Source organism: Nocardiopsis sp. TSRI0078, from assembly GCF_001905145.1.
Taxonomy (GTDB): domain Bacteria; phylum Actinomycetota; class Actinomycetes; order Streptosporangiales; family Streptosporangiaceae; genus Nocardiopsis.
Window position 1 is genome coordinate 347653 of sequence record NZ_LWLB01000033.1, and the last position, 21560, is coordinate 369212.

The 21560-nt window shown below is 73.0% G+C and carries 15 protein-coding genes; 6 read left to right on the forward strand and 9 right to left on the reverse strand.

Features of this window, described 5'->3' with window-relative positions; genetic code table 11:
• Window positions 1-182: 182 nt before the first annotated feature.
• Entirely contained in the window at window positions 183-992 is an 810-nt protein-coding gene (locus A6A08_RS20730; protein WP_073704285.1) for a carbon-nitrogen hydrolase family protein, read from the forward strand.
• Window positions 993-1100: 108 nt separating this feature from the next.
• Window positions 1101-2810: an NAD(P)/FAD-dependent oxidoreductase gene (locus tag A6A08_RS20735; RefSeq protein WP_073704286.1), complete on the forward strand. Its 1710-nt coding sequence runs from the start codon at window positions 1101-1103 to the stop codon at window positions 2808-2810.
• Between the two features lie 184 nt (window positions 2811-2994).
• On the opposite strand, the gene A6A08_RS20740 is transcribed toward A6A08_RS20735, so the two are convergent.
• Window positions 2995-3459: an Lrp/AsnC family transcriptional regulator gene (locus A6A08_RS20740; RefSeq protein ID WP_073704287.1), complete on the reverse strand. Its 465-nt coding sequence runs from the start codon at window positions 3457-3459 to the stop codon at window positions 2995-2997.
• A 166-nt stretch (window positions 3460-3625) separates the two neighbouring features.
• On the opposite strand from A6A08_RS20740, the gene A6A08_RS20745 reads away from it, so the two are divergent.
• The 3 genes from A6A08_RS20745 to A6A08_RS20755 all read left to right on the forward strand — a co-directional run bounded on the left by A6A08_RS20745 (window position 3626) and on the right by A6A08_RS20755 (window position 7582).
• Complete coding sequence (locus tag A6A08_RS20745; protein WP_073704288.1) at window positions 3626-5263, forward strand: alpha/beta hydrolase; 1638 nt, start codon at window positions 3626-3628, stop codon at window positions 5261-5263.
• A 79-nt stretch (window positions 5264-5342) separates the two neighbouring features.
• On the forward strand, window positions 5343-6185 hold the full coding sequence (locus tag A6A08_RS20750; RefSeq protein ID WP_073704289.1) for a GNAT family N-acetyltransferase: 843 nt from the start codon (window positions 5343-5345) through the stop codon (window positions 6183-6185).
• A 173-nt stretch (window positions 6186-6358) separates the two neighbouring features.
• Window positions 6359-7582 (forward strand): multidrug effflux MFS transporter, encoded by a 1224-nt coding sequence (locus A6A08_RS20755; protein WP_073704290.1) that lies wholly within the window; start codon window positions 6359-6361, stop codon window positions 7580-7582.
• A 98-nt stretch (window positions 7583-7680) separates the two neighbouring features.
• Here A6A08_RS20755 and A6A08_RS20760 read toward each other — a convergent pair whose 3' ends face one another.
• From A6A08_RS20760 to A6A08_RS20780, 5 genes are all read right to left on the reverse strand, one after another.
• Window positions 7681-9297 carry an ABC transporter ATP-binding protein gene (locus A6A08_RS20760; RefSeq protein ID WP_073704291.1) on the reverse strand — a complete coding sequence of 539 codons (1617 nt, stop codon included), beginning with the start codon at window positions 9295-9297 and terminating at the stop codon, window positions 7681-7683.
• Window positions 9294-10181, reverse strand: a complete 888-nt coding sequence (locus A6A08_RS20765) for an ABC transporter permease (protein ID WP_073704292.1) — start codon at window positions 10179-10181, stop codon at window positions 9294-9296. Before A6A08_RS20765 ends, A6A08_RS20760 begins: the two co-directional genes overlap by 4 nt.
• Window positions 10178-11113: an ABC transporter permease gene (locus A6A08_RS20770; RefSeq protein ID WP_073704293.1), complete on the reverse strand. Its 936-nt coding sequence runs from the start codon at window positions 11111-11113 to the stop codon at window positions 10178-10180. Before A6A08_RS20770 ends, A6A08_RS20765 begins: the two co-directional genes overlap by 4 nt.
• 47 nt (window positions 11114-11160) lie before the next feature.
• The gene (locus A6A08_RS20775) at window positions 11161-12762 is read right to left on the reverse strand and encodes an ABC transporter substrate-binding protein (RefSeq protein WP_073704294.1); all 1602 of its coding nucleotides are present in this window, start codon (window positions 12760-12762) and stop codon (window positions 11161-11163) included.
• A 398-nt stretch (window positions 12763-13160) separates the two neighbouring features.
• The gene (locus A6A08_RS20780; RefSeq protein ID WP_073704295.1) at window positions 13161-14120 is read right to left on the reverse strand and encodes an ATP-binding protein; all 960 of its coding nucleotides are present in this window, start codon (window positions 14118-14120) and stop codon (window positions 13161-13163) included.
• Window positions 14121-14458: 338 nt separating this feature from the next.
• On the opposite strand from A6A08_RS20780, the gene A6A08_RS20785 reads away from it, so the two are divergent.
• A complete protein-coding gene (locus A6A08_RS20785) occupies window positions 14459-15019 on the forward strand; it encodes an ATP-binding protein (protein ID WP_073704296.1) in 561 nt (186 codons plus the stop codon).
• A 111-nt stretch (window positions 15020-15130) separates the two neighbouring features.
• On the opposite strand, the gene A6A08_RS20790 is transcribed toward A6A08_RS20785, so the two are convergent.
• From A6A08_RS20790 to A6A08_RS20800, 3 genes are all read right to left on the reverse strand, one after another.
• Complete coding sequence (locus tag A6A08_RS20790; RefSeq protein ID WP_073704399.1) at window positions 15131-15979, reverse strand: AMP-binding protein; 849 nt, start codon at window positions 15977-15979, stop codon at window positions 15131-15133.
• A 396-nt stretch (window positions 15980-16375) separates the two neighbouring features.
• Window positions 16376-18889, reverse strand: coding sequence for a LuxR C-terminal-related transcriptional regulator (locus tag A6A08_RS20795; protein WP_073704297.1), 2514 nt, complete (start codon window positions 18887-18889; stop codon window positions 16376-16378).
• Window positions 18890-19054: 165 nt separating this feature from the next.
• Window positions 19055-21511, reverse strand: a complete 2457-nt coding sequence (locus A6A08_RS20800) for a LuxR C-terminal-related transcriptional regulator (RefSeq protein WP_073704298.1) — start codon at window positions 21509-21511, stop codon at window positions 19055-19057.
• Window positions 21512-21560 lie beyond the last annotated feature (49 nt).

The following is a 21560-nucleotide window of genomic DNA, read 5'->3' on the forward strand; positions in this document are numbered from 1 at the left end:
CGTGCGTTACCCCGAGGCTCCGGGCGCACCGATGTCGGCACGGATCCGCGGTATCACGCAAGAAAACCCCTCGGATCGGCGAAAAGACGCGGGATCACACAGGTTCGGCGCACTGTTCCGACGCCTTCGCCCGCCTAGAGTGGACGCGGCCCCGAAGCGACGGAAGAAACAGGAGGTGAGGCGTGACACGCGGACCCCTGCGCGTGGCCCTGGACCAGGGCACCGGACACAGCGGCGACCCCGCCGACGCCCTCGACCGGCTCGCCGTCCGTGCCAAGGCCGCCGCCGACGCGGGAGCCCGCCTGCTCGTCGGCCCCGAGATGTCGCTGACCGGCTACAACCTCGGCCCGAGGGCCCTGGCCGGACTCGCCGAGCCCGCTGACGGCCCCCTCAGCGAGGCCGTCGCCGCCGTCGCCGCCGACTCCGGCGTCGCCATCGTCCACGGCTTCCCCGAGCGGGCAGACGGCGCCGTGTACAACTCCGTCCAGCTCGTGGACGCGACCGGCACCCGCCTGGCGACCTACCGCAAGACCCACCTGTTCGGGGACCTGGACCGCGGCGCCTTCGCCGCGGGCGCCGACCCGGTCGTCCAGGCCGACCTCGGCGGAGTCCGCGTCGGCCTGCTGGTCTGCTACGACGTCGAGTTCCCCGAGGCGGTGCGCGCCCACGCCCTGGCCGGCACCGAGCTCCTCGTGGTCCCCACCGCGCTCATGCTGCCCTTCACCGAGGTCCCCGACCGGATCGTGCCCGTGCGCGCCCTGGAGAACCAGCTCCACCTGGCCTACGTCAACCGCTGCGACAGCGAGGGCGACCTGCGCTACGCGGGCCGGAGCGTCCTGCTCGCCCCCGACGGCTCCGAGACGCTGCGCGCCGGATCCGGAGAGGAGCTCCTGGTCGGCGACGTCGACCCGGACGCGGTCGCCCGTGTCCGCCGGGAGCAGTCCTACCTGGACGACCGCCGTCCGGGCCTGTACCGGACGCTCACCGCCTGACCGTGCCCCGGGGCAGCCCGGGACACCCCACGCACCACACCACGAACACCACTCGCACGCAACCGACCGGCACTCCGCCGGACGACACCCATGTGAAGGAGGGGCCTGATGACGTCTGCCGTGCCCACGGCCGCCGGTGCCGCATCCACGCAGAGCACACCGCTGAACATGTGCGGGCCGGACTTCCCGTTCGCCTACGACGCCTACCTGGAGCACCCCGCCGGACTCGGGCAGGTCCCGGCCGAGCGCCACGGCACCGAGGTCGCCGTCATCGGCGGCGGGCTGTCGGGGATCGTCACCGCCTACGAGCTCATGAAGATGGGCCTCAAGCCGGTCGTCTACGAGGCCGACCGCATCGGCGGGCGGCTGCGCACGGAGAAGCTGGAGGGCTGCCCCGACGACGTGGTCGCCGAGATGGGCGCCATGCGCTTCCCGCCCTCCTCCACCGCCTTCTGGCACTACGCGGACCGGGTGGGCCTGGAGACGACGCCCTTCCCCAACCCGCTCTCCCCGGCCACCCCCAGCACCGTGGTCGACCTCAAGGGGAGGTCCCACTACGCCACGACCCTCGACGACCTGCCCGAGGTCTACCGCGAGGTGGCGCGCGCCTGGGACGCCACCCTGGAGCAGGCCCAGCACACCCGCATGCAGAAGGCCATCCGCGAGCGCGACGTGGCCACCCAGAAGGAGATCTGGAACGAGCTGGTCACCCGGCTCGACAACCAGACCTTCTACGGCTTCCTGTGCGAGTCCCCGGCCTTCGCCTCCTTCCGCCACCGCGAGATCTTCGGCCAGGTGGGCTTTGGCACCGGCGGCTGGGACACCGACTTCCCCAACTCCATCCTGGAGATCCTGCGCGTCACCTACACCGGCGCAGACGACGACCACATGGGCATCGTCGGCGGTGTGGAGCAGCTGCCGCTGCGCCTGTGGGAGGACGCCCCGGACAAGCTCGTGCACTGGGCCCAGGGCACCACCCTGGCCTCCCTGCACGAGGGCGGCCCGCGGCCGGCCGTCACCGCCCTGCGCCGCACCGCGGCCAAGGGCTCCCCGGCCGGGAACATCACGGTCACCGACGCGTCGGGGTCCACCCGCACCTACGCGGCGGCCGTGTTCACCGCGCAGAGCTGGATGATGCTGTCCAAGATCGACTGCGACGAGGACCTGCTGCCCATCGACCACTGGACGGCGATCGAGCGCACCCACTACATGGAGTCCTCGAAGCTGTTCGTGCCGGTGGACCGCGCGTTCTGGCGGGACAAGGACCCCGAGACCGGCCGCGACGTCATGAGCATGACGCTCACCGACCGCATGACGCGGGGCACCTACCTGCTGGAGGGCTCCGATCCGGAGGGCCCGGCGGCGATCTGCATGTCCTACACCTGGTGCGACGACTCGCTCAAGTGGCTGCCGCTGTCGGCCAACGAGCGCCTGGAGGTCATGCTCTCGTCGCTGGCCAAGATCTACCCGGGCGTGGACGTGCGCTCGCACATCACCGGCGACCCGGTGACGGTGTCGTGGGAGGACGAGCCCTACTTCATGGGCGCGTTCAAGGCCAACCTGCCGGGCCACTACCGCTACCAGCGCCGCCTGTTCACCCACTTCCGCCAGGACGACCTGGAGGAGCGCCACCGCGGCCTGTTCCTGGCCGGCGACGACGTGTCCTGGACGGCGGGCTGGGCCGAGGGCGCCGTGCAGACCGCGCTGAACGCCGTGTGGGGCGTGGTCCACCACTTCGGCGGCGGGACCGACCCGGGCAACCCGGGCCCGGGCGACCTGTTCGACGAACTCGCGCCGGTGGCCCTCCCGGAGGACTGAACCGGTACTCCTCCGGGGGCGGGGGTCCCGGGGCCGTGGGCGAGGGCTCCGGCCCGCCGCCCCTGACGGACGTGTGCGCGCGGCCCCGCCCGCCCGGAGTCCGGACGGATCCCCGGTGCGACGACGACGGCCCCGGCCGCACGACGAGGTGCGGCCGGGGCCGTCCTCCGTGTCCGGCGGCGGGTCAGGGCAGGTCGGCGGTCCCGGCGAGGATGGGCTGGTCCACCAGGCGGGACAGGACCAGCGTGCTCTTGGTCCGCACCACGAACGGCTCGGCGCCCAGCCGCTCGATGACCTCCTCCAGGTGGTGGGTGTCGCGGGCCCGGACCTGCACGACGGCGTCCGCGTCCCCGGTGACCGTGTACGCGGAGGTGATCTCGGCGTACCCCGCCAACCCGGTCCGGATCTCTCCGGGAGAGGTGCGGGCGCGGCAGTACAGCTCGATGAAGGCCTCGGTGGTCCACCCGACGGCCTGGGGTTCCACCACCACCGTGAATCCGCGTACCGCGCCGGACTCCACCAGCCGGTCCACGCGGCGCTTGACCGCCGAGGGGCTCAGTCCGACCTGTCCGCCGATTTCGGCGAAGCTCATCCGCGCGTCCGCGCCGAGTATCGCGATGATCCGCTCATCGACACGATCCAGCCGCATGGTGCCCCTTCGCCCCGTCTGTTTTGTCGTGGTCTGCTCCAGGCAGGGCACATGCTACCGGGGCGTGCCGGCCTGGGTTCGGTGTCGGTCCGTGTCGCCTCAGTTTGTAACTCTACGGATTGGTAACAATGCATAGAGTAACAACAGAGTGCGAGGGGGTAGCCAAGTGCGAGCACGAACCTGGGCCGCGGCCTCGGCCGGGGCGGTCCTGGCCTCCCTGGTCGCCGCGATCCCCGCGCAGGCGGGACCGGTCGAGCAGGTCCGCGAGAGCGTCCGTGTCGACCAGGGGGCCCTCACATGGGGGCCCTGCCAGGACCTGCGGCCCGTCGCCGACGAGGACCTGGAGTGCGCCACCCTCACGGTCCCCCTCGCCCGCACCGCCGACGGCGGCCGGGCCGGCGAGGACGACGTCCGGCTTGCCCTGTCCCGGGTCCGGGCCACCGGAAAGGCCCGGCACACCCTCCTGGTCAACCCCGGCGGCCCCGGCAGCGCCGGACGCATGTGGGCCTCCTACACCCACCAGCGCATGCCCGCGCGACTGCGCGAGACCCACGACGTCGTCTCCTTCGACCCGCGCGGCGTCGGCGCCTCCACGCCCTCCATCACCTGCGACCCGGGCTTCTTCGCGCCCGTGCGCCCCGACACCGTGCCGGCGGACGCCACCGCCGAGGCCGCCCTGCGCGCCGACGCGGCGGACTACGCCCGGTCCTGCGCGGCCAACACCGGCCCCCTCCTCCAGCACGCGCGCACCGAGGACACCGCCCACGACATGGACGCCATCCGTGCGGCCCTGGGGCTGGACCGGATCGACTACCTCGGCTACTCCTACGGCAGCTACCTGGGTACCGTCTACTCCGCGCTCTACCCCGACCGGGTCCGCGCCCTGGTCCTGGACAGCGTCGTCAACCCCGACAACCCCTGGTACGAGAGCAACCTCGTGCAGAGCCGGGCCCTGGACCGCGCGGCCCGGAACTTCTTCGACTGGACGGCCCGCCACGACGGCGTCTACGGGCTCGGTACGACCGGGGAGGAGGTCGCCGAGGCCTACTACTCCCTGCGCTCGGAGCTGGCCGACGAGCCCGCCGCGGGCACCGTCGGCCCCACCGAGCTGGAGGGCGCCGTCCTCCCCATCGCCTACAGCGCCGCCGCCTGGCCCTCGGCCGCCGGCGCGCTCTCGTCCCGGATCAACGACGGCGACGACGCGCTGCTGCTCGCGCTGCACGAGGTGCACGGCGAGGACGCCGACTCCGACCGGGGCTACGGCGGCTACCTCGCGGTCCAGTGCACCGACTCCCGCTGGCCCGAGGACTGGTCCACCTGGCGCGCCGACGCCGAGGAGGCCCACCGGGAGGCCCCCTTCATGGCCTGGAACAACGTCTGGTACAACGCTCCGTGCGCGACCTGGGACGCCGAGGCCGACGACTGGTTCCAGGTCGGCGACGGCCCGGGTGAGCACCCCGCCTACGACGGCGACGCGCTCCTCGTCCACGCCACCGAGGACGGCGCCACCCCGGTGGAGGGCGCCTTCGCCCTCCGCGAGCGCCTGCCCGGATCGGTCCTGGTGACGGAGGAGGGCGGCCTCACCCACGGCGTCGCGTTCACCGGCAACGCCTGCGTGGACGAGGTCGTCACCGCCTACCTCGGCGACGGGGAGCTGCCCGTACGCGCCGGGGGCGCCGGCCCCGACCTCACCTGCGAGGGCCGTCCCGAACCCGCTCCCGGCATCGTGCGCGAGGAGCCCGGGAGCGCGGCCGCGCCCGCCGTGCACGGAATGCGGGGGGAATCCGGGCAACCGGTCGAATAGGCTGGAAACAGCGCGAACAGGCTCGACCAGTCGTCCTCCGGGACCCGCCCGAGGGAACCGGGAAGATGGGGGAGATGCGATGCTGCGGACCTCGCCGGTACGGATCCTCGGCGAACGCGACCGGGAGTCCGTCCGTGCGCTCCTGGACACCGATCCCGTCGGCAACGTGTTCGTCGCCTCCCGCCTGATGGCCACGGGCATCTCCCCCAGGTCCGGTGGTGCCGAGGTGTGGGGGCACGTGGAACGGGGCCGTCTGAGCGCCCTGTGCTACTCCGGCGCCAACATGGTCCCCGTCAACGCCGGACCGGCCGCCATCCGCAGCTTCGCCGACCACGCCCGCTGGCGCGGCCGCCGCTGCTCCTCGATCGTCGGCCCGGTCGACGCGGTCAGCGACTTCTGGCAGCAGGTCACCCCCGCGTGGGGGCCCGCCCGCGCCATCCGCGCCAGCCAGCCGGTCCTGGAGATCAGCGGCGAACCCGACGTGTCCGCCGACCCCCTGGTACGCCGGGTCCGCCTGTCCGAGCTCAACGCCCTCGTACCCGCGTGCGTGGCCATGTTCACGGAGGAGGTCGGCGTCCCGCCGGACTCCGGAGACGGCGGCGCGCTCTACCGGGCCCGGGTGGAGGAGCTGGTGCGCACCGGCCGGGCCTTCGCGCGCATCGAGGACGGCCGTGTGGTGTTCAAGGCCGAGATCGGCGCGGTCACCCAGCACGCCTGCCAGGTCCAGGGGGTGTGGGTGCACCCGGACCTGCGCGGCCGGGGCCACTCCACCGCGGGGATGGCGGCCGTGGTCAACTACGCGCTCGCGGAGATCGCGCCCCGCGTGACCCTCTACGTCAACGACTACAACGCCCCGGCCCGTGCCACCTACCGGAAGGTCGGCTTCCGGCAGGTGGGCGAGGTGATGTCGGTGCTCTTCTAGGGCGTGTCCGCCGGACACGCCCCCGCCGCGGCCCGCTCCCGTCCCGGACCGGACGCTTTCTGACGGACTCGTGTCAGTCCCGCCCCCGACGGGCCGCCGGAGACGGCCGTCGCGGTTAGCGTGGCCTCAGGTCAGCGGCGCCCAGCGCCCTCCACCCTCACGAGAGAGCGCCGATGCAGCACAACCCGACCGGCCGGGCGCGCCTGGGCCTGGCCCTCCTCCTCGGCATGCTCGCCGTCCTGGGCCCGCTCAACATCGACATGTACCTGCCGGCCTTCCCCGAGATCGCCGCCGACCTGGGCGCCGGCGCCTCCCACGTGCAGCTGAGCCTGACCACCTGCCTGGTGGGACTCGCCGTCGGCCAGGTGGTGGTGGGTCCGGTCAGCGACGCCCGGGGCAGGCGCGGGCCGCTGATCGTCTCCCTGGTCCTGTTCGTGCTGTCGTCGCTGCTGTGCGCGCTGGCCCCCGACATCACCGTTCTGGCGGCGGCCCGCTTCCTCCAGGGGTTCACGGCCTCCGCCGGGGTCGTGCTCTCCCGCGCGGTCGTGCGCGACGTGTTCTCCGGCAACGAGCTGACCAGGTTCTTCGCCCTGCTGATGGTGGTCAACGCGGTCGCCCCCCTCGTGGCGCCGATCGCGGGCGGCGCCATCCTGTGGCCGTCCTCCGCGGGCTGGGAGGCCGTCTTCCTGGCCCTGGCGCTGCTCGGCGCGGTGATCGTCCTGGTCGTGGCGCTGCGGCTGGAGGAGACCCTGCCGGTGGAGCGGCGCATCCCGGGCACGGTCGGCGGCACCCTGCGGACGGTGGGCGCACTGCTGCGGGACCGGTCCTTCCTCGGCTACGCCCTGGTGGTCGGCCTCGTGCACGGCGGCAGCTTCGCCTACGTCGCCGGGACGCCGTTCGTCTACCAGGACCTGCACGGGGTGTCCCCGCAGGTCTTCGGGGTCCTGTTCGGAGTCAACGGCGCCGCCATCATCGCGGGGAGCTGGGCGGTGGGGCGGTTCAGCGCCCGGTTCGGCGAGCGCCCCCTGCTGCTGGGCGCCGTGGCCGCGGCGGTGGCGGCGACCGGTGCGCTGCTCGTGGCGACGCTGGCCGACGGCCCCCTGATCACCCTCGTGGTGCCCGTCTTCGTGTACATGACGTGCATGGGGATGATCCTCACCAGTTCCTTCGCGCTGGCCATGCACGGCCAGGAGCGGCGGGCGGGCAGCGCCGGCGCGGTGCTGGGCGCGCTGTCCCCGCTGTTCGGCGCGGTGGTGGCACCGCTGGTGGGGCTGGACGAGAGCACCGCCGTACCCATGGGCGCCGCCCTGTTCGCCACCTCCACCCTCGGCCTGGTGGTCCTACTGGCCATGACCTCGCCGCGTGCGCGCGTGCCGGAGGCCGGCCGGGCGCGGTGAACCGTCGCCCCGGGCCCCGGCGGCCCCGGCCCGCCACGCAGGAACCAGCGGGCGCCGCGAGGCTGTGGGAATCGCCGGGGCCCGCCCCGGTGAGGACGTCAATCCGCGGTCTCGGCGAGGGCGGGCCGAAAGTCCGGTGTGTCCGCGATCAGCGCGCGCGTGTACTCGTGCTCGGGCGCCGACATCACCCGGCCGACCGGGCCGTACTCCACGATCCTCCCGCGGTTGAGCACCGCCACCCGCTGGGCGATGTTGGACACCAGCGCGATGTTGTGGGTGACGAACAGCAGCGCCATCCCGTCCTCCTGCAGGTTCTGCAGCAGCCGCACGATCTCCGCCTGCACCGACACGTCCAGGGCGGAGGTGATCTCGTCGCACACCAGCAGGTCCGGCCGGGTGGCCACGGCGCGCGCGATGCACACGCGCTGGCGCTCACCGCCGCTGAGCTGTTCGGGGAAGCGGTCGGCGTAGGAGGCGGACAGCGCCGCCCGCTCCAGCGCCCCGGCCACCACCGCGTCGGGGTCCTCGGGCCTGCCCACCAGGTGCCGGTAGGGTCCCAGGATCTGGTCGCGCACGCGCTTGCGCGGGTTGAGCGCCTCGTAGGGGTTCTGGAACACGTACTGCACCCGGCGCCGCTGTTCGGCGGTGCGCCGGTAGCTGCTGGGGGCCAGCGGACCGCCGTCGAAGAGCACCTCGCCGGTGAACTGGTGGTGCAGCCCCGCCACAGAGCGCGAAAGGGTGGTCTTGCCCGAGCCCGACTCGCCCAGCAGCGCCACGCACTCCCCCCGGGAGACCGACACGTCGATGCCCTCCAGCACCCGCGTGCGCCCGTATCCGGCCGAGAGCCCCGAGACCCGCAGCAGCGGTTCCTCCTCCGGCTCGCCGCCCCCGCCGTGCCCGTCGGTGCGCAGCAGCGGCACCGCCCGCAGCAGCCGACGCGTGTAGTCGTGCTCGGGCGAGGTCAGCACCGCGTCGGTGCGCCCGCGCTCGACCAGCTCGCCCCGGTACATGACGGCGACCTCGTCGGCCAGGTCGGCGACCACCGCCATGTCGTGGCTGATGTAGACCCCCGCCGTCCCGTACTCGCGGGTCATCCGGCGGATCGTCTCCAGTACGTGCGCCTGGGTGGTCACGTCCAGGCCCGTGGTCGGCTCGTCCAGCACGATCACGTCCGGGCGGCCCACGAAGGCCATCGCGATGGCCACCCGCTGCTGCTGCCCGCCGGACAGCTGGTGCGGGTAGCGGGTCAGGAAGGCGTCGTCGTCGGGCAGCGCCACCTCGCGCAGCACCTCGCGCACGCGAGCGTCGGCGTCGGCCGCCGACAGCGACGCGTCGTGCAGGGCCTCGCCCAACTGCGTGCGCAGCCGCAGGGCCGGGTTGAGCGCCGAGGCGGGCGACTGCGGAATGTAGGCCACCGCGCGCCCGCGCAGCTCGCGCACGCCCCGCTCCGACAGAGACGCCAGGTCCTTTCCGGCCACCTCCACGGTCCCGGCGCTGATCTGCGTGGCCCGCTTGCAGTGCGCCAGCAGCGACAGCCCCAGGGTGGTCTTGCCCGAGCCGGACTCGCCCACCAGGCCGAGGATCTCGCCCCGGCGCACCGAGACCGACACCCCGCTGATGATCTCCACGTCCGAGGGCCGACCGATCACCGTCAGGCCGTCCACCGCCAGAACGGTGTCCCCTCCGGCCGTGTCCTTCGCCTTGTCCCGCGTCACTTGCCGACCCCCCGGTCGATACCGATGGCCGCCCGCGACAGCCCGTCGGTGATGAGGTTGACTCCGATGGTCAGGACCGCGATCGCCGACACGGGCAGCGCCACCGCCCACGGCTGCACGGCCATGCCCTGCCGGTTCTCGTTGATCATCAGGCCCCAGTCGGCGGTCGGCGGCTGCAACCCCATGCCCAGGAAGCCCAGTACCGCGACCACGCCGATCGAGTAGGTCAGCCGCAGGCCCAGCTCCACCAGCAGCGGACTGGTCACGTTCGGCAGGATCTCCACCGCCATGATCCGCCAGCGCGGCAGGCCGATCGCCTCGGCGGCCTTCACGTAGTCCTGCTCGATCACCTTGCGCGTCGCCTCGCGGACCACCCGGGCCACGCGCGGCATGTGCGAGACCGCGATGACCGCCACGATCAGCCACACCTTCGGGCCCAGGACCGACATCACCAGCAGCGCGGCAATCAGCTGGGGGAAGGCCAGCAGGACGTCGTTGGCGCGCATGACCACGTCGTCCAGCCAGCCGCGCTGGTAGCCCGCGACCACGCCGACCACCGCGCCCGCCACCACGCCGATCCCGGCGGCGGAGCCGGCGAGCAGCAGCAGCGTCCACCCGCCCCACAGGAAGCGAGTGAGCACGTCGCGTCCGCGGTTGTCACCGCCGAACACGGTGCCGTCCACACCCGTCTCGAAGGGCTTGGCCACGAACTCGGTGGGCGTGTACGGGGCGACGAAGGGCCCCGCCACCGCGACCAGGACGACCAGGCCGGTCAGGACCACGCCCAGTTTCGTGCGGCCGAAGCCCCACGCGCCGCGCAGCAGTCCGGCGCGGCGCGTGCGCGCCGCCGCGGACCTCGCGACCGCCGTCGAAGGGGTACTCATCGGTTCGCCACCCTCACCTTCGGGTTGGCCGCCAGACCGATCACGTCGGCGAGCAGGTTGACGAGGATGTACACCCCGGCGATGAGCAGCACCACGGCCTGGATCAGGGGCACGTCGCGGTTCTCGATGGCGTCCATGAGGATCTTGCCGACGCCGGGGAAGTTGAACAGGAACTCGACGGCCACCACGCCGCCCGCCAGCCAGGCGAGCTGCAGGGCGACCACCTGGGCGACCGGTCCGATGGCGTTGGGCGCGGCGTGCCGCCACAGCACCGTGCGCTCGTCCAGGCCCTTGAGCCGCGCCTGCTGCACGTACTCGCTCTCCAGGACCTCGATCATCGTCGCCCGCATCATCCGCACGATCGGCGGCGCCACGGCGAAGGCCAGGGTCAGCACCGGGAGCACCCACTGGTCGGGGCCGCCCACACGGGAGTACACCGACGGGAGCAGGTCGAACCCGCCCGGGCCCAGCAGCAGGATCAGCAGGATCCCGACCACGAACTCGGGGATGGAGGCCACGACCAGCGTCCCCAGCGAGGAGGCGTGGTCGAAGGCCCGGTCGCGCCGCAGGGCGCTGAACGCGCCCACGGCCAGGGCCACGGGCGTGGCCACCAGGGCGGCCAGCCCCATGAGGGCCAGCGAGCTGCCCACCGGCGAGGCGAGGACCTCGTCCACGGGCATCCGGTTGGAGTAGGAGGTGCCCAGGTCGCCCTGGAGGATCCCCTGGAGCCACTGCAGGTACTGCACGGCCACCGGCTCGTGCAGGTTGAGCTGGTCGCGCAGCGCCTCCACGCGCTGCGGCGTCGCGTCGCGGCCCAGGATCATCTGGGCGGCGTCGCCGGGCAGGGCCTGCGTGGCCGCGAAGACCACGAGGGACACCGCCCAGAGCGTCAGCGCGCCGAAGAGGAGGCGGACGACGATGAGTCGGGTCATGGCGAGCTTTCGGTAGTGGTCGGCTTCGGTGGGGCGCGGGCGCCGGCCTACTGCTGCATCCAGACCCGGTGGAAGGCGTAGGAGCCCAGCGGGTGCCCGGAGACGGCCGGCTCAAGCCCGTGCACGGCGGTGCTGTGGCCGTCGAGCAGGTTCACGAAGCCCCACACGATGTAGCCGCCCTTCTCGTACTCGATCCGCTGAGCCTTGCGGATCAGCTCGTTGCGCGCCTCCTCGTCGGCGGTGCGGCGGGCCTCCTCCAGGTGGCCCAGCCACTCCTCGTCCTCGCCCCACATGGTCTCGTTGTAGGGGGCGCCCACCACGGAGCCCTGCGCCGCCTGGGTGATGTAGTTGCGCGCGCTCCAGAAGTCCTGGCCGAAGGCGTAGGGGAAGCCCTCCTCCTCGTTCCAGTAGTCGCTGGGGTTGACGCGGCGCAGGTTGACGGTGACCCCGGCCTCGCGGGCCTGCTCCTGGAAGACCTCGGCGGCGGCGACCGTGCCCGCGCTGATGTCGGAGGTGACCAGCTCGACCTCCAGGCCGTCCTCGTGCCCGGCCTCGGCCAGCAGACGCTTGGCCTCGTCGATGTCCTGCTCGCGCTGCTCGAAGTCCTCGGGGTAGGAGGGGTCCATCCGCGCGTACATGTCGTTGCCGACCTGTCCGTAGCCGGCGAGGGCCTGGTCGACCATCTCCTGCCGGTCCACGATGAGGCGGAAGGCCTGGCGGACCCGGACGTCGTCGAAGGGCGCCCGGTCCACGCGCATGGTGAACGGCAGCCACATGCCGGTCTCGGACTCCATGATGTCCAGGTCCGGGTTGCCCTCGATCACGGGCACCTGCGCGTGCGGGACCTGGGAGATGAGGTCGACGCTGCCGCTGTTGAGGGCGTTGACGCGCGCGTCGTCCTCGGGGAAGTCCACGATCTCCAGCTCGTCCACGTAGGGCAGGCCCTCCTCGTGGTACCCCTCGTGGCGCTCGAAGAGGCTGTACTCGCCCGCGGTGAACTCCACGTGGCGGAACGGGCCGCAGCCGACCGGGTCCTTCGGGTCGTAGCCCTCCGGCACGACGCAGTTGTAGTACTCCGCCAGAGCGTCGGGCAGGGTGACCGTGGGCTCGGTGCAGCGGATGAGGACGGTGCGCTCGTCGACGGCCTCCAGCGCGTCGGGGTCCACACCGGCCATGTCGCCCGCGCCGCGCAGGGGGTTGTCCGGGTCCAGGATGCGCCGGAGCGAGAAGATGACGGAGTCGGCGGTGACCGGGGAGTCGTCGTGGAAGGTCAGGCCCTCCTTGAGCACGACGGTCCACTCGGTGGCGTCCTCGTTGGGCTCGAAGGACTCGGCCAGGTGGTTCTCGACGGCACCGTCGTTGGTGTAGCGCACCAGGGTGGCGTAGAGCGCGTGGTTGCGCGCGATGTCCACGTTGTCGGTGGGCTCGTGCGCGTCCAGGGTGTCGTTGACGCCGCCTCCCGCCACACCGACGCGCAGCCGGCCGCCCCGCTGGGGCTCGCCTCCGCCCGAGCCCCCGGAGCCGGAGTCCCCTCCGCAGGCGGCCAGCACCGGGGCGACGGCCGCGCCCGCGGCGGACGCGCGGAGCAGGGAGCGGCGGCTGGGCGCGAGGGCACGGGGGGTCTGGGGGTCTTCGGGCAGGGACGGCACTGGGCACCTCGTGTGGGGACGGGGACTTCGGCTGTCCGGCACCGGGGAGGCGCCCGAGGGGGCGGCGCCTGGGGGGCACCGGCGGGTGTCGGACCCGAACGATCCTTGTTCTCCCACCTGGAGGCGTCAAACCCGCCCGGAACGGATGCGGAGGCGAACACGGGGTTTGGCCCCGGTATCACGGGTGCGGGTTCCGAGAGGCGACGATATTCGCTGTGGCCTGGGGCTTCGCGGGGGTCCGGGCGGGCGCCGCACGCTGCCACGCGCGTGCGGCGCCCACCCGTCCGACGCGCCGTGCGACGCGGCGCGTGCGGTCCCGTTCGTACTCCAATCGATGTCGTCGGGACGCGAAACCGTGGTGTTTAGTGTCTTGTTTGACCGTTTTGTCTGTTTCGAGGCTAATTGGTGAGAGCCGTGGGGCCCATGAGGAAATCGGGGTCCAACTGGGCGGTCAGGTCCGCGCCCTTGGCCTCGTTGGCCCACGCCCGCGCGTTGCGCAGGTGGAACTCCGCCGACTGCCGCGTGAACTTCTCCCAGTCCTTGGGCGCGGCGTCCACCATGTCCCGCATCCGGGCCAGGGTCTTGACGTTGTCCTCCTCCAGGTCCGACAGCTCCGGGTGGCGGCCCTTCTCCATCGAGCGCACGAACCCCGAGTGCGTCATCCACCCCGACAGCGCCTCGCCGACGTGCTCGCGCAGGAACTCCACGTCCGCCTCGTCCTGCACCTTGTTGCCGATCACCCGGATGGCCACGTCGTGGTCCCGGGCGTACTCGGCGTACTGGCGGTACACGCCCACGCCGCGCACGGTGGGCTCGGCCACCAGGAAGGTCATGTCGAAGCGGGTGAACATCCCCGACGCGAAGGAGTCGGCGCCCGCGGTCATGTCCACGACCACGTACTCGCCGGGGCCGTCCACCAGGTGGTTGAGGTACATCTCGGCCGCGCCCACCTTGGAGTGGTAGCAGGACACGCCCAGGTCCCCCTCGGCGAACGGGCCGGTGACCATGAGCGTGGCGCCCCGGACCCGGGCGCCGAAGCGCGAGTGCAGCGGATTGTCCCCGGTCACGGTCAGCAGGCGCGATCCGCGGCCCGGCGGCGTGGTCTTGACCATCGCCTGCGCCGAGGCGATGCGCGGGTTGTCCCCGCGCAGCAGGTCCTTGATCTCCTCCAGGTGGGCTCCCAGGGGAGGGAGCTCGGCCAGGCGCTCCTCGGGTACGCCCAGGGCGGCGCCCAGGTTCTGGTTGATGTCGGCGTCGATGGCCACCACGGGGACGTGCTGGGCGGCCAGGTGGCGGGTGAACAGTGCGGAGAGGGTGGTCTTGCCGCTGCCGCCCTTGCCCGCGAACGCGATCTTCATCTGAGTCCTTCGTGTCGGCGCGTGGGCGGACGCGCCCACGGCGGATGGGGGCCGTGGACGGCCCGGACATGGGAACGATTATCGTTCCTGGCAGCCGTCCTGTCAGCGAAACCGCCGTTCAGGGGCGTGTATTGCCAACGTGTTACACCTCACATGGGTCACCCTGGGGTCCGGACTGTTTCCTTTGTCCACATCGGGGAGGACACGTGACGGGGTTTTGTGGCCGATGACGGGCAGGGGGAACCCGGGTGTGCTGTTCTGGAGCCAGTACACCCTTGTCTAAGGTGAGTGCAGGCGGCGCAACCCGCGCGCCCGTCGCGGGTGATTGGAGTGACCGGATGGCTGAGGCGAGGCAACTCCGGGAATACGTGCCCGCGGAGGTACCGGAGAGCATGGCTCCGACCGCACCGACCGTCGAGACGGGGGACCTCACCGGCGGGGTCACCGACCACACGGTGTGGAGCTGTGCGGGGAACCTGACCGCGGTACGCTCCATCCGTGCGCGCGTACGCGAGTTCCTCGCCCGTACGGGCCACGCCGAGAGCGCGCTGGAGGACGCCGAGCTGGCCGTCAGCGAGCTGGCCACCAACGCCCTGCTGCACTCGCGCTCGGGGCAGAGCGGCGGCGTCATGACGCTCTTCATACGCTCCGACGCCGGGCGCCTGCGCGTGGCCGTCGCCGACCAGGGGGCGCGCGACGGCGAGGGCCTTCACTCGCGCGAGGACGGCGGTGACTTCGGCCGGGGCAAGCTCATCGTCGACAGCTGCGCCACCCGCAGCGGCGAGTACTGGAGCGAGGCCACGCACGTGGCCTGGTTCGAGATCGACGACCGGCCGCCCGAGGCCGACCCCGACACCGGTGGGGAGTCCCCGGCGGAGGAGATGGCGGTCGGGGACTGAACCCGGTCCGCGGCCGACCCCCGGCCAAAGCCCCCGGATCCCCCCGGAGAGGCCCCCACGGGCGCGTCCTCGCCGGACCCGCCCCCGAGCCCCCTGGACCCACCCCGGCGGTCAGTACGCCCCGCCGACCGGCGGATCGGCGACCCGTACCGGGTCGGGGGCGCAGCGCACCGTCACCTGGCGCCCCTCGGGCGGCGGACACCCCGCGCCCGCCACCACGCACGCCCCCGTCCACAGGGCCAGTGCCACCAGGACCACCCGTGCCACCTCGTCCCCGCTCTCGTCCACCGCCACGACGTCGTCGGAGGTGAGCTCCAGCCGGTCGCGCAGCTCCGCGAAGCGCGCCATCAGGTCGCTGTACGGGTACAGCGTGGTCAGCAGCCCGTTGCCGGTGCGCTCATAGCCCAGGATGCCGTTGTCGAACAGGCCGCGGGCGGGACTGTAGCCGCTGCCGTCCGGGCTGGGCTGCAGCAGCTCCCTGAAGGGCGTGGTCCCCAGCGCCGTTCCGAAGGAGATGACCTGCCGCACCCTCGAGCGCTCCGCGAGCTCCAGCGCGGTCGGAGCCATGTCGGCGCTGACGAACAGCAGGCGCGTGTCGGTCTCGGTGAGCACGGCGCACTGGGTGTCCCTGTCGGAGGTGACCGACAGGGGCAGCGCGCGCCCGCCCACGGCCTTCACCGTGTAGGTGGCCAGGAAGCGGTGGGGGGAGACCGGGGCGAGGATCCCCACCACGTCGCCGAAGCATATGCCGCGGCGGCTCAGCCCGGCGGCGGCCCGCTCCACCTCGGTCGCGAAGGAGAGCGCGTCCACGCGGTACCCGTGCCCGCGGACCGTTCCCACCCGTCCGGAGCGCAGACGCAACCGCTCGCACAGGCCACCGGTCAACGAGCCGATCGGGTCCTCCCGACGCGGCAGGTGGCGTCCTGGTCGTCCGGTTCCTGAAGACAGCCCTACCCCCATACGTACCCCCAGCTCGCCCATCTGTCGGTGGCACCGCCGCCCGGGCTCGTCACGCCCCCTCCACGTGGCGAACCCGGCGGCGGCGCTCCGGTCGGCGGATACGGTCTTCCTCCCCAGGACGCACCTCGCGCCGACGCGGTCTCCCCCGGCCCCGAAGGCCTCCTCCGGAGCCGACGGTCCGCGGCGCCCCCGGTTCTGGACCCGGTCCCGACGGCCGTTCCCAGGACCCGCGCGATCGTGTCACCGCGGTGTCACGAACGTGGTGTCCCATGGCGTGAAGCCTAGCGCGTTCACAGCCATATGCACATGCATATTGCCATGCACATGCATATGTAGATTCGGCGGAGAAGGTGGTTGCCGGCTCGGGAGCCGGGCGGAAACGGGCAGATCGGACAGTCAGTCCGACCTCTGATGGCGCTGTACCCACGCCGCGATCTGCGTACGCGAATTGAAGCCCATCTTACGGTTGATGTTGGCCACGTGCCGTGCCGCCGTCGACGAGGTGATGAACAGGGTACGCGCTATCGCGGGGTTGCTCTCCCCCCGGCTCACCAGGAGCGCGACCTCCAGTTCGCGTTTGGTCAGCAGTTCCTCGGGGGCCACCGACTCCGGTGAGGGAGGCGGCCCCTTCCGTGCCCCGCGCCCGGTGCTCCCGGCCTGAGGCGGGGCGGGGCGGCGCGACGGAGGGCGCCGGCCCTCCTCGGCCAGCCGCTCTCCCTCGCGGACCGCGCCCGACAGGCTCAGGCCCCGGCCCTGCTCCCACCAGTGCACCAGGCGGCGGCGCTGGCGGCGCGTCCTCTCCGCGTCCGTGAACGGCCACGGGGCCGCGTACGCGGGCAGTCCCAGCCGCTCGCGCACGCTCGTCGCCGCGCCCGCCAGGCGGCAGGCGGACTCGCGCAGCCCGGAGTCGAAGGCCACCCGGGCGATCGCGGTCAGGGCGCGGGCCGCGTCGGCGCGCTGCCCCGTCGAGTGGCTCAGCAGCAGCCCCTCGCTCAGGTAGTCGTAGGCCTGGCCCGTGGACCCCTGGGCACGGGCCACCCTGCCGATGCCGGCCAGGCAGCGCGCCTCCTCGGCCACCGCGCCGATCAGCCGCTGGGTGTCCAGCGCCTCCCGGTAGCAGCGGTCCGCCGTCACCAGGTCCCCGCCGGCCTCGGCCGCGTACGCCTGGCCGATGAGGGCGACGCCCACCCCCCACCGGTGGTCGATGCCGCGCAGCAGGGTCAGCGCGGCGTTGTAGTGGTGGTCGGCCGTGGGGTGGTCGCCCTGCTGGGCGACCAGGGCCGCCCGGGTGCCCAGCGCGACCGCCTCGCCCCACAGGTCGCCCGCCTCACGGCACAGCCGCAGCGCCTCCTCCACCCGCACCGCGGCCCGGTCCGGCACGCGGTTGCGCACCTCCACCAGGGCGAGCAGGTTGAGCGCGGTGCGGACGAAGACCTCGTCCCCGGCCTCGCGGCACAATCGCAGGCCCTCCTCACCCAGTGACAGGGCCAGCTCGTGGTCGCGCCGCACCCGCGCGAGCTGGGCCCGGCCCACCAGCGCCCTCGCCCGCGAGGGCGCCTTCGCCGCGTCCTCCAGCTCCAGCAGCCGGTCCATCCAGTGGGCGCCCTCGGCGTAGCACTGGTGGCTCACCCAGTGCGCGACCAGGCTGACGCACAGCCGCAGCCCCGACTCGGCCGCGCCGTGGTCCAGCGACCAGCGCAGCAGTGAGCGCAGCGTGCCGTACTCGGCGATCACCCGCCGCCGTCCGGCGTCGCGCTCGCTCCAGGGCATGGACCGGCTCGACTCCAACTTGAGCCCCAGGTCCTCGACCAGGTGCAGCATCCGCTCCAGGAGCCGCTCCTGGAACAGCTCCGCCTCGCCCTCGGCTACCAGCCGGGAGTGCGCGAACCGCCGTACCGCCTCCGGCAGCCGGTAGCGCACACGCCCCTCGAACTCACCGGTCACCGTGATCAGCGAGCGGTTCAGCAACGACGTCGACAGGTCGAGGATGGCCGACTCCGGCAGCGCCTCGTCGGCGCACACCTGCTCGGCCAGCTCCAGGTCCCACCCCCGGAACACCGACAGGCGCCGCAGCAGCACCCGCTCGGCCTCCGGCAGGCCGCTGTACACGAAGTCCAGCACCAGGGGCAGCATCTCGATGCGCGAGACGGCCTGGCCCGGCCCCGGCCGGGCGGCGGGGGAGGACAGGTACGCGCGCAGCTTCCCGACGAGCGCCTCGGGGCCGATCCCGGGCGCGCTCGCGCCCAGCACCTCGATCCCCAGCGGGATCCCGCCCGCCAGGTCGCACAGCTCCGTCACGGTCTCCAGCTCCCGGGCCGAGACCGAGAAGCGCGGGTCGCACGTGCGCGCGCGGTCCAGGAAGAGCCGTACCGCCTCCGAGCCGGAGGGGTCGGGCGGCGGCCCCTTGCGCGCGGGCAGCGGCAGGGCCATCGGGGTCACCCGCCACACCGTTCCGCCCGACAGGCGGAAGGGGGCCTCGCTGGTGAGCAGGACCGACACCGAGGGGCAGGCGGCCAGCAGGGCCTCGCCGACCTCCGTCACCTGGTCGGCGACGTGCTCGCAGGAGTCCAGCACCAGCAGCAGGCGGCGGTCGCGCAGGGCCTCGGTCACCGTGGCCGACAGCGGCTGTCCGGGCTCCTCGACCACGCCCACCGCGGCGCACACCCGCGCGTACACCTCCAGGGTCGTGCGCGCGTCCGCCAGGTCGGCCATCCACACGCCGTCGGGGAAGGAGACGGTGGACTGCTCGGCCAGGCGTATCGCGAGGCGGGTCTTCCCCATCCCGTCGGTTCCGCACAGCGTGACGGAGCGGCTGGAGCCGAGCAGGCGAAGCAGATCGCTCAGGTCCCGTTCGCGGCCCACGAATCCGGTGCCCGGACGGGGGAGGTTGTGCCGCGCGGGCGCGGTCAAAGGTGCCATGGCCTTCACATGTAGGGGCGGTCGGGGAAGGTTCTCACCAGGGAGGGGGAGAAGGTCGGCAGGGTGGATACGGTCGGGTGGGCGTTGGTACCTGAAGTTCTGTCTTAGCGGGTGCACGCGCACTGTGCAAGTGCTTCCCGGCGTTCGCGGGCCCTCTCAGACACCGTCCTCCGACACGGCCCAGCCGGTCAACTGCACCCTGGAGGAGATCGAGAGTTTTCTGAAGATGTTCGCGATGTGCCGGGCCGCGGTCGCCTGGCTGATCGTCAGCCGCTCGGCGATCTCCCGGTTGGACAGGCCCCGCTCGGCGAGCTCGGCCACCTCCCTCTCGCGGGGGGTCAGGGTCTCCGGCCCGGCGGCACCCGGGGACGGGGGCCGGGGAAAGGCCAGCGCCCGGTCGAGCACCTGCTCCAGGGGCAGGGGGCGCCACGCGTTCCAGGCCTCGGCGGTCCGCGTCCCGCCCACCCGGCGCTCCACCGCCGACCGCAGCCGCAGGGTCTCGGCCGAGGGCCGGTCCAGCGACGTGCGGAGGTCGGCGGCCACACCCACCAGGGCGGCGGCCCGCTCCGCCTCCTCCTCGGCCAGCGCCAGCTCCGCCAGCGCCTCCAGGGCGCGCGCCACGGCGATGCGCTGACCGGAGGTGAAGCTCACCCGCAGGCACGTCGCCAGGGGCTCCCTGGCCCGCAGCGCCTGGCCCTCGGCCAGGTACAGGCGGCCCAGCTCCCGGGCGCAGTGCGCGGTCGCCGGGGCCGCCTCCAGCTCGCCGAAGACCGACAAAGCCTCGGCGAACAACGCGCGGGCCCGCGCGAAGTCCCGCCGTTCGGCGGCGATCGAGCCCAGCCCGTGCAGGCAGCGGGCCACGTTCCACCGGTCGCCCAGGTTCTCGGCCACCGAGATGCTCTGCTCCAGGTAGCCGCTCGCCAGGCCGGCCTCGCCGCGGCGGCGCGCCAGCTGCGCCAGCACGTCCAGCGTGGTCACCTCCGTGACGGGGTCGTCGACCTGGGAGGCCCACTCCCCGGCCCGATCGGCGTGCCGCTGCCCCTCGTCCAGCGCGCCGGTGCGCAGGGACAGCACCGCCATGGTGGTCAGGGCCGAGGCCGCGGCCCCCGCCTCGCGGCAGGCCCGCGCCGCCTCCAGGGCGCACATGGCCAGGGCGGACACGCGCGGCGCCGTGTCCAGGTCCAGGCGCAGCTCGGCGTGCAGAGCCAGGGCGCGCGCCCTCAGGTGCGGCGACTGCCCGTCCGGGTCGGTGCCCAGCGCCCGCTCCAGGACGCGGCTGCCCTCGGCGGCCAGGCCGCGCACCATCCAGTAGGAGCGCAGCGCCACGCACACCCGCAGGGCCTCGTCCACGCGCCCCCGCGACAGCGCCCAGTCCACCACCCGGACGTGGTTCTCCCTGTGGTGGTCGAGCAGCCTCAGGCGCGCCAGGCGCTCGCTCCAGGGCAGCGGCGCGCAGTCCTCCTTGGCCCACTCCTCCAGGTGGGTGACGCAAAAGCGCAGGTAACGCTCCCACCGGTCGTCCCCGCCTCCGCTCCGCGCCAGGCGCTCGGCGGCGTAGGCGCGCACCGTCTCGGTCAGCCGGTAGTGGGTGGTGCCGTCGATCTCGGCGTCCATCACCACCAGCGACTTGTCCAGCAGGGAGAAGTGCAGCGGCAGGATGTCGGAGGGGTCGACGCCCTCGCCCGAGCAGACGTCCTCGGCGGCCTCCAGGTACCAGGTGGAGAACACCGACAGGCGGTGCAGCAGGAGCCGTTCCGCGTCGGTGAGCAGGTCGTGGCTCCACTCCAGGACCGCGCGCAGGGTGCGCTGGCGCGGCGGAAGGTCGTCGGACCCGTCGCTGGTCAGGAGCTGGAAGCGGTTGTCCAGGCGGTGCAGGATCTGCTGCACCGACAGCAACCGTACACGGGCGGCGGCCAGTTCGATCGCCAGCGGCATGCCGTCCAGCATCCGGCAGATCTCCGCGATGTAGCCGGAGTTCTCCCTGGTCATCTCGAACCCGGAGCGGGCGGCGTGCGCGCGGGTGACGAACAGGCGCACCGACTCGTAGCGCTGCGTGTCGCGGCGGGGGATGGGATCGGGACCGGAGGCGTGGGGATCGGTGGGGGTGGGCCGCGCGGGCAGGGACAGCGGGGGCACACGCCAGATGGTCTCCTCGGGCACGTGCAGCGGCTGGCGGCTGGTCGCCAGGATGCGGACCCGGGGGCAGTCGCGCAGCACCGCCTGGCACAGCTCGGCCATCGGCCCCACGGCGTGCTCGCAGGTGTCCAGGAGCAGCAGCAGGTTGCGGGTGCGCAGCGAGGTGATGACGGCGTCCATGGCCGTGCGCGAGTCGTCCTCCACCGCCTGCAGGCCGACCGCCACCGCGCGCAGCGCCTGGTCGTGGGTGGAGGCCTCGCTGAGGTCGATGAAGCGCACGCCGTCGGGGAACCGGCGCATGACGCGCTCGGCTAGGTGCAGGGCCAGGCGTGTCTTGCCGATGCCTCCGGTACCGGTCAGCGTGACCATCCTGGCGGTACCGAGGAGGCGGCCCAGGTCGACGATGTCGCGTTCACGCCCGACGAAGCTGACGAACTCGCCGGCGGACAGGGGCAGGTTGTGGCGGGGAGGAGACATGGCCTCGATTACTAGGACACCGAACCGGCCCGCACGCCGCGCCGGACGC

Excerpts from the sequence above, each read along its gene's own strand:
- A6A08_RS20735 (WP_073704286.1), top strand. The coding sequence starts at position 1,101 with ATGACGTCTGCCGTGCCCACGGCCGCCGGTGCCGCATCCACGCAGAGC.
- A6A08_RS20740 (WP_073704287.1), bottom strand. The coding sequence starts at position 3,459 with ATGCGGCTGGATCGTGTCGATGAGCGGATCATCGCGATACTCGGCGCG.
- A6A08_RS20750 (WP_073704289.1), top strand. The coding sequence starts at position 5,343 with ATGCTGCGGACCTCGCCGGTACGGATCCTCGGCGAACGCGACCGGGAG.
- A6A08_RS20755 (WP_073704290.1), top strand. The coding sequence starts at position 6,359 with ATGCAGCACAACCCGACCGGCCGGGCGCGCCTGGGCCTGGCCCTCCTC.
- A6A08_RS20765 (WP_073704292.1), bottom strand. The coding sequence starts at position 10,181 with ATGAGTACCCCTTCGACGGCGGTCGCGAGGTCCGCGGCGGCGCGCACG.
- A6A08_RS20770 (WP_073704293.1), bottom strand. The coding sequence starts at position 11,113 with ATGACCCGACTCATCGTCGTCCGCCTCCTCTTCGGCGCGCTGACGCTC.
- A6A08_RS20780 (WP_073704295.1), bottom strand. The coding sequence starts at position 14,120 with ATGAAGATCGCGTTCGCGGGCAAGGGCGGCAGCGGCAAGACCACCCTC.
- A6A08_RS20785 (WP_073704296.1), top strand. The coding sequence starts at position 14,459 with ATGGCTGAGGCGAGGCAACTCCGGGAATACGTGCCCGCGGAGGTACCG.
- A6A08_RS20790 (WP_073704399.1), bottom strand. The coding sequence starts at position 15,979 with ATGGGGGTAGGGCTGTCTTCAGGAACCGGACGACCAGGACGCCACCTG.
- A6A08_RS20800 (WP_073704298.1), bottom strand. The coding sequence starts at position 21,511 with ATGTCTCCTCCCCGCCACAACCTGCCCCTGTCCGCCGGCGAGTTCGTC.